Consider the following 6,515-nt stretch of genomic DNA (forward strand, 5'->3'; position numbering starts at 1 on the left):
TTGACGCCGGCATGGGCGGCCGCGTCCAGGATGCGCTCGATCTCGGAATCGTTCAGCGCGGGGATCACGGGCGCGACCATCACGGTGGTCGGGATGCCGGCGTCCGAGAGCTGCTTCAGCGCTTCCAGCCGCTTCGGCGGCGTCGAGGCGCGCGGCTCCATGGTGCGCGCGAGCTTCGGATCGAGCGAGGTGACCGAGATGGCGACCTTGGCGAGGTTGCGCTTGGCCATCCGCGCGAGAATATCGATGTCGCGCACCACCAGCGCCGATTTGGTGACGATGCCGACGGGATGGCCGGCACGCTCGAGAACCTCGAGGATGCCGCGCATGATTTTGCGCTCGCGCTCGATCGGCTGATAGGGATCGGTGTTGGTGCCGATCGCGATCATCCGGGGCTCATAGCCGGTCGCGGCGAGCTCCTTCTCCAGCAGCGCCGGCGCCTCGGGCTTGACGAACAGTTTTGACTCGAAGTCGAGCCCCGGCGACAGGCCGAGATAGGCATGGGTCGGCCGCGCGAAGCAATAAACGCAGCCATGCTCACAGCCGCGATAGGGATTGATCGAGCGATCGAAGCCGATATCGGGGGAATCGTTGCGGGTGATCACCTTGCGTGAGGTGTCGACCCCGACACTGGTCTTGAACGGCGGCAGCTCTTCCAGGCTCTGCCAGCCGTCGTCGAAGGCGACTCGCGCCTCGGCCTCATAGCGGCCGCTGGCATTGGACTGTGCGCCCCGCCCTCGCCTGCGCGCGCGGTCGATGGCGACGCCAAGTTCTGGAAAGTCAGAGTCCACACCCGCCGGCTCGGAGGGCGCCTTGACCGGCGGGTGCTTGAGAGCATGAGACGATGCTGCTGGACTCATGAAGCCAAGATAGCACGACAACGGAACAAATCAAGAACACAAACAAAAAATGGGAAAACAACCCCATGCCACAGTAGCCGCCCAAATTTCGGGCGCGGTCCCTTGACCTCACGCAACATGCCCGTCGCAACGATTTCGTTTGATGCCGGCCAGGGATCAATCGTCGCGGAACGATGTTGGTGACGATCGCCGGGTGAAGGTCAGCAGGAACATGGCAAATCAACAACAATCGGCCGCGGCAAGCAGCAACCTCGACCTCCTCGATCGCTACTGGCGCGCCGCGAACTATCTCTCCGTCGGGCAAATCTACCTGCTCGACAATCCGCTGCTGCGCGAGCCCCTGCGGGCCGAGCACATCAAGCCGCGTCTGCTCGGCCATTGGGGCACGACGCCCGGCCTGAACTTCATCTACGCCCATCTCAACCGCGTCATCCGCGCGCTCGATATCAGCGTGCTCTATGTCTGCGGTCCCGGCCATGGCGGTCCCGGCATGGTCGCCAACACCTATCTGGAAGGCAGCTATAGCGAGATCTATCCCGACATCGCGCGCGACAAGGACGGATTGCGCGAGCTGTTCAGGCAGTTCTCCTTCCCAGGCGGCATTCCGAGCCACGCGGCACCGGAAACGCCGGGTTCGATCCACGAAGGCGGCGAACTCGGCTACGCGCTGGTGCACGCCTACGGCGCGGCGTTGGACAATCCCGATCTAATCGTTGCCTGCGTCGTCGGCGACGGCGAGGCCGAGACCGGCCCGTTAGCTGCGTCCTGGCACTCCAACAAGTTCCTGAACCCCGCGCATGACGGCGCGGTGCTGCCGATCCTGCATCTGAACGGCTACAAGATCGCCAATCCGACCGTGCTCGGGCGAATGCCCAACAGCGAGATCCGCGATCTCTTCCGCGGGTTCGGCCACGAGCCGCTGTTCGTCGAGGGTGATGATCCCAAATTGATGCACCAGGCCATGGCGGACGCGCTCGACGTCTCGCTCGCCAGCATCCGCTCGATCCAGCAGCACGCACGGGACGGGCGCAAAAGCGTCGAGCGGCCGCGCTGGCCGATGATCGTGCTGCGCAGTCCGAAGGGTTGGACCGGTCCGAAAAAGGTCGACGGCAAGAAGGTCGAGGGCTTTTGGCGCGCGCATCAAGTCCCGGTGGCGGGCTGTCGCGAGAACCCGGCGCACCTCAAAGTTCTCGAAGACTGGATGCGCAGCTACGAGCCCGAAAAGCTGTTCGACCAGAGCGGCGCGCTCATTCCAGAACTTCAGGCGCTCGCGCCCGAGGGCATTCGCCGCATGGGCGCCAATCCGCATGCCAATGGTGGCCTGCTCAAAAAGGAGCTGAGGCTGCCGGACTTCCGCAGCTTTGCCATCGAGGTGCCGCAGCCCGGCGGCGCCATCGGGGAAGCGACGCGCGAGCTCGGCAAATTCCTGCGCGACGTCATCCGCCTCAATGCGAAGGAGCGCAATTTCCGCATCATGGGCCCGGACGAAACCGCGTCAAACCGGCTGGACGCGGTGTTCGAGGAGACCGAGCGGGTCTGGATGGAGCCGATCGAGCTTTATGACGTGCACCTCGCGCAAGACGGCCGCGTGATGGAAGTCTTGAGCGAGCATCTCTGCCAGGGCTGGCTCGAGGGCTATCTGCTCACCGGCCGCCATGGTTTCTTCTCCTGCTACGAGGCCTTCATCCACATCGTGGATTCCATGTTCAACCAGCACGCCAAATGGCTGAAGGTCACGCGCGATCTGCCATGGCGGCGCCCGATCGCCTCGCTCAATTATCTCCTGACCTCGCATGTCTGGCGGCAGGACCATAACGGCTTCAGCCATCAGGATCCCGGCTTCGTCGATCTCGTCGCCAACAAGAAGGCCGACATCGTCCGCATCTATTTCCCGCCCGATGCCAACACGCTGCTGTGGATCGCAGATCACTGCCTACGGACCTACAACCGCATCAATGTCATCGTCGCCGGCAAGCAGCCGGCGCCGCAATGGCTGTCGATGCAGGACGCTGCCACGCATTGCGATGCCGGCATTGGCATCTGGAGCTGGGCGGGGACGGAAGATGCGGGCCAGGAGCCCGACGTGGTGATGGCCTGCGCCGGCGACGTACCGACGCTGGAGACGCTCGCCGCCGTCGACCTGTTGCGCAAGGCGCTGCCGGATTTGAAGATCCGCGTCGTCAACGTCGTCGATCTCATGACGCTGCAACCGAAAGACCAGCATCCGCACGGCCTGTCCGACCGCGACTTCGACAGCCTGTTCACGCGCGACAAGCCTGTCATCTTCGCCTATCACGGCTATCCCTACCTGATCCATCGGCTGACCTATAACCGCACCAATCATGCCGGCATGCATGTGCGCGGCTTTGCCGAGGAAGGCACCACGACGACGCCGTTCGACATGGTCGTGCTCAACGAGCTCGACCGCTACCACCTCGCGATCGAGGCGATCGAACGCGTGCCCGGGCTCGCGGCCAAGGCTGCGCAAGCGAAGCAGCAATTCCGTGACAAGCTGATCGAGCATTCGCGCTATGTGCGCGAGCACGGCGAGGACATGCCTGAGATCCAAGGCTGGGTCTGGCCTAACAGCTCCGGCGGCAATACCCCGGCCGAAGCCGGCGACTAGCCATGTCGGACACGGTCCTCGTCCTCAACTCGGGATCGTCGAGCATCAAGTTCGGCCTGTTCGAGATCTCGGCTGTTGAACCCCGCCTGCTCTGCAAGGGACTGCTCGACGAGCACGAGGCAAAACCCCGGCTCGTGGTGAAGAGCCCCGCGGGCGAAGACCTGTTCGAGACATGGAGCGAGGCGCCGGACTCCGACGGCGGCCATCTGTTCGCCGATGTGCTTGCCTTCATCGACGACCGGTTCGGCGGACACCACCTGCGTGCCGTCGGCCATCGCATTGTTCACGGCGGGCCGGATTATTCAGGCCCGGTCGCGCTGACCGACGACGTGATCGGAAAGCTTAAGGCGCTGACGCCGCTGGCGCCGTTGCACCAGCCGCGGTGCCTCGCGCCAATTCGTGCGCTCGCGGCGATTCGGCCAGCGCTGAGGCAGATCGCGTGCTTCGATACGGCGTTCCATCACGGCCTGGCGCCGCCGGCGAGCCGCTTCGCCATTCCGAGGCGCTACGAGGAACGTGGCGTCCGACGCTACGGATTTCACGGCCTCTCCTTCGAGTATGTCGCGGGACGCCTCGCCGAGATTGCGCCGGAGCTCATCGCCAAGCGTACCGTCATCGCGCATCTCGGCAACGGCGCCAGCCTGTGCGCGTTGCGCAACGGCCGCAGCGTCGACACCACCATGGGGCTGACGCCGCTCGACGGTCTCGTGATGGGCACACGCTGCGGCACGATCGATCCCGGCGTGCTGCTCTATCTGCAGCAGCACGAAAAGATCTCGATCGAGGATGTCCAGCACCTGCTCTATCACCAGTCGGGCCTGCTCGGCGTCTCCGGCATCTCCGCGGACATGCGCACGCTGCTTGCGAGCGGCGAGATTGACGCGCGAGACGCGGTCGATCTTTTCACCTTCCGCGCGGCGCAGCAGGTCGCGATGATGGCAACCACGCTTGGCGGCCTCGACTGTCTGGTCTTCACCGGCGGCATCGGCGAGCACGCCAAGGAGATCCGCAGCGCGATCGGCGAACGTCTCGCATGGATGGGCGTGCGCATCGATGCCGCGGCGAATGAGGAGACACGTGAGCGGATCAGCGGTAGCGATAGCGCGGTCGATGTGCTCGTCATTGCAACCAATGAAGAGCTGACGATCGCGCGCCATTGCGCTGCGCTGCTGCAGCAAGGCCATCCCAACTGAAAGAACGTGTCAGTCTCGTAGCGTGGACAAAGCGACTTGTCCGCCGTTGCTCGAAGAGCGAAGGCGGAAGCGTGCCCACCACGTCTGTCAATGTGGCGTCGATGGTGGGCAGGGCGCAAGTGCGCCTTTGCCCACCTACGATTCCTGACTCGTGTGGACAGAAGAGGGCACAATGACACGCACGAACTAATGCGTTCCCGACCATATCTGAAAACACCCGATCGCGACCTCGATCACGATCAGGACCACGACCGCGATCTCCAGGCGGAGCGAGCGCTGGGTGTCGATGATGTCGGTCAGCGCGTTGGCGGTCTCCGACACCGCGGTGAGCTTGCGCTCGAGCGTGTCGAGGCGTTCTTTCAGCTCGTACTCGTCCTCGAGGCGCGAATAGAGCCGGTCGAGCTCGGGCTTCTCCCAGAGCACGTCGGGCTTCTCGGCGATCGCGACGCGCCCGGCGACGCGCTGCTGCACCAGCAGTGCATTGCCGATCAGTTGCAGGATGCCCTTGCGACGGCGCGGCGTGCGTCCGTGCTCGGCGAGCTCCCGCGCAAACGGCTCGATCACATCGAAGACCGCGGCGACGCGGCGCTCGTCGCGCGCGAGCGACGTACTCTTGGCGAGCGCGTCCGCAACAAGCAGCAGCCGGTCGTCGGAGAACTTTGCGAGGCAGATCGGCCCGCCCGGCTGGATCGCTTCAGTGCTTTCATCCTTGCAGAGCTGTGCCTGCGCAATCTCTTCCTCATACGGGCTGAGCTCGCCGATAACCCGCGGCTTCAGGCTGTCGATCAGCACTTTCTCCTCGGACGGGAGCAGCCCGATCAGCACCACGACGCCGTAACGAAAGATCACGGCGAGGCCGGCATGGACACGGAAGGCGGCGGGCGTCGACGAGACCAGCGTGCCGATCTCGAGACCGGCGGCGTTGATGCGATCGCCCAGCATCAGCGCGCGGATCCGCAAGGTCGGCGCAGCCTCCGGCTTCGGCGATGTCGAGGCCGTGCCAACAGCGAGTTGATCGGCGTTCACAGGAAGCCTCCGCCGCCACCAGAGTCACACATGTCCCGTTCGAACCTTTCTTGCAGGGCGCCCCGTCCCTGCAGGAGCCAACTACCCGCGCGCCGCGCAATGTCGCCGTAAAACTCCAGGTCAATCCCCCCGGGACGAGCTTGTGCCGAAACATTCGGCAACATCGCCAACCCGCGCGTGACACATTTGGCTGCGAGGACTGGCTGCAGTTTACCATCGCACGCCGAAGCGCGGCCGGAAAGTTGCACTCGGCAACGCCACGTGTTTATGACAACATCATAACAAGCTACGCTTCTCCCGAAGTGCAGACATTGAAGCCTCAATCATGCTGAGCGTCATCATTCCGACCGAAGGCGTCGAGCAGACCGCGGTGGCGACTCTGGCCGCGCTGGTCCCCGGGGCCGCCGCCGGCGTCATCCGCGAGGTGCTTCTGGTCGACGGCACCCGCAACGGCGTCATCGAGCGGGTTGCCGACGTCGCAGGCTGCCGTTTCGTCGGCTTCGAGGGATCCTCGCAAGGCGCCGCGCTCGCCGCCGGCGCGCTCCAGGCCCGCTCGCCGTGGCTGATGTTCCTGCCCGCAGGCGCCGTGCTCGAAACCGGCTGGATCGAGGAAACCACCCAGTTCATCCAGGCCGTCGCGACCAGCGGACGGGACCGTGCTGCCGTGTTCCGCTATGCGCGCTCGCCTTACGCCGATACCGGATTGCGCGACATCCTCCGGGCCGTGGTGCGCAGGGTGATCGGCCCGCTCGGCGATCAGGGCCTTTTGATTGCGCGTGATCATTACGACCGGATCGGCGGCTACCCGCC

General features: G+C 64.6%; 5 protein-coding genes. 3 read left to right on the forward strand and 2 right to left on the reverse strand.

Going from position 1 to position 6,515, the window contains the following annotated elements; all coding sequences use genetic code 11:
- Nucleotides 1-860, reverse strand: an 860-nt coding sequence (locus IC66_RS0115890) for a PA0069 family radical SAM protein (RefSeq protein ID WP_038948295.1), incomplete at its 3' end; no start/stop codon positions are given.
- Between the two features lie 211 nt (nt 861-1,071).
- Here IC66_RS0115890 and IC66_RS0115895 point away from each other — a divergent pair.
- Nucleotides 1,072-3,486, forward strand: coding sequence for a phosphoketolase family protein (locus IC66_RS0115895; RefSeq protein ID WP_049806538.1), 2,415 nt, complete (start codon nt 1,072-1,074; stop codon nt 3,484-3,486).
- A 2-nt stretch (nt 3,487-3,488) separates the two neighbouring features.
- Nucleotides 3,489-4,679, forward strand: coding sequence for an acetate/propionate family kinase (locus IC66_RS0115900; protein WP_038948297.1), 1,191 nt, complete (start codon nt 3,489-3,491; stop codon nt 4,677-4,679).
- Between the two features lie 186 nt (nt 4,680-4,865).
- On the opposite strand, the gene IC66_RS0115905 is transcribed toward IC66_RS0115900, so the two are convergent.
- Nucleotides 4,866-5,705 carry an RMD1 family protein gene (locus tag IC66_RS0115905; protein ID WP_018323338.1) on the reverse strand — a complete coding sequence of 280 codons (840 nt, stop codon included), beginning with the start codon at nt 5,703-5,705 and terminating at the stop codon, nt 4,866-4,868.
- 325 nt (nt 5,706-6,030) lie between these two features.
- Here IC66_RS0115905 and IC66_RS0115910 point away from each other — a divergent pair.
- Nucleotides 6,031-6,515: glycosyl transferase (locus IC66_RS0115910; protein ID WP_038948298.1), on the forward strand; the 485-nt coding region annotated here is incomplete at its 3' end.

Source organism: Bradyrhizobium genomosp. III, assembly GCF_000261705.1.
Taxonomy (GTDB): domain Bacteria; phylum Pseudomonadota; class Alphaproteobacteria; order Rhizobiales; family Xanthobacteraceae; genus Bradyrhizobium; species Bradyrhizobium ottawaense.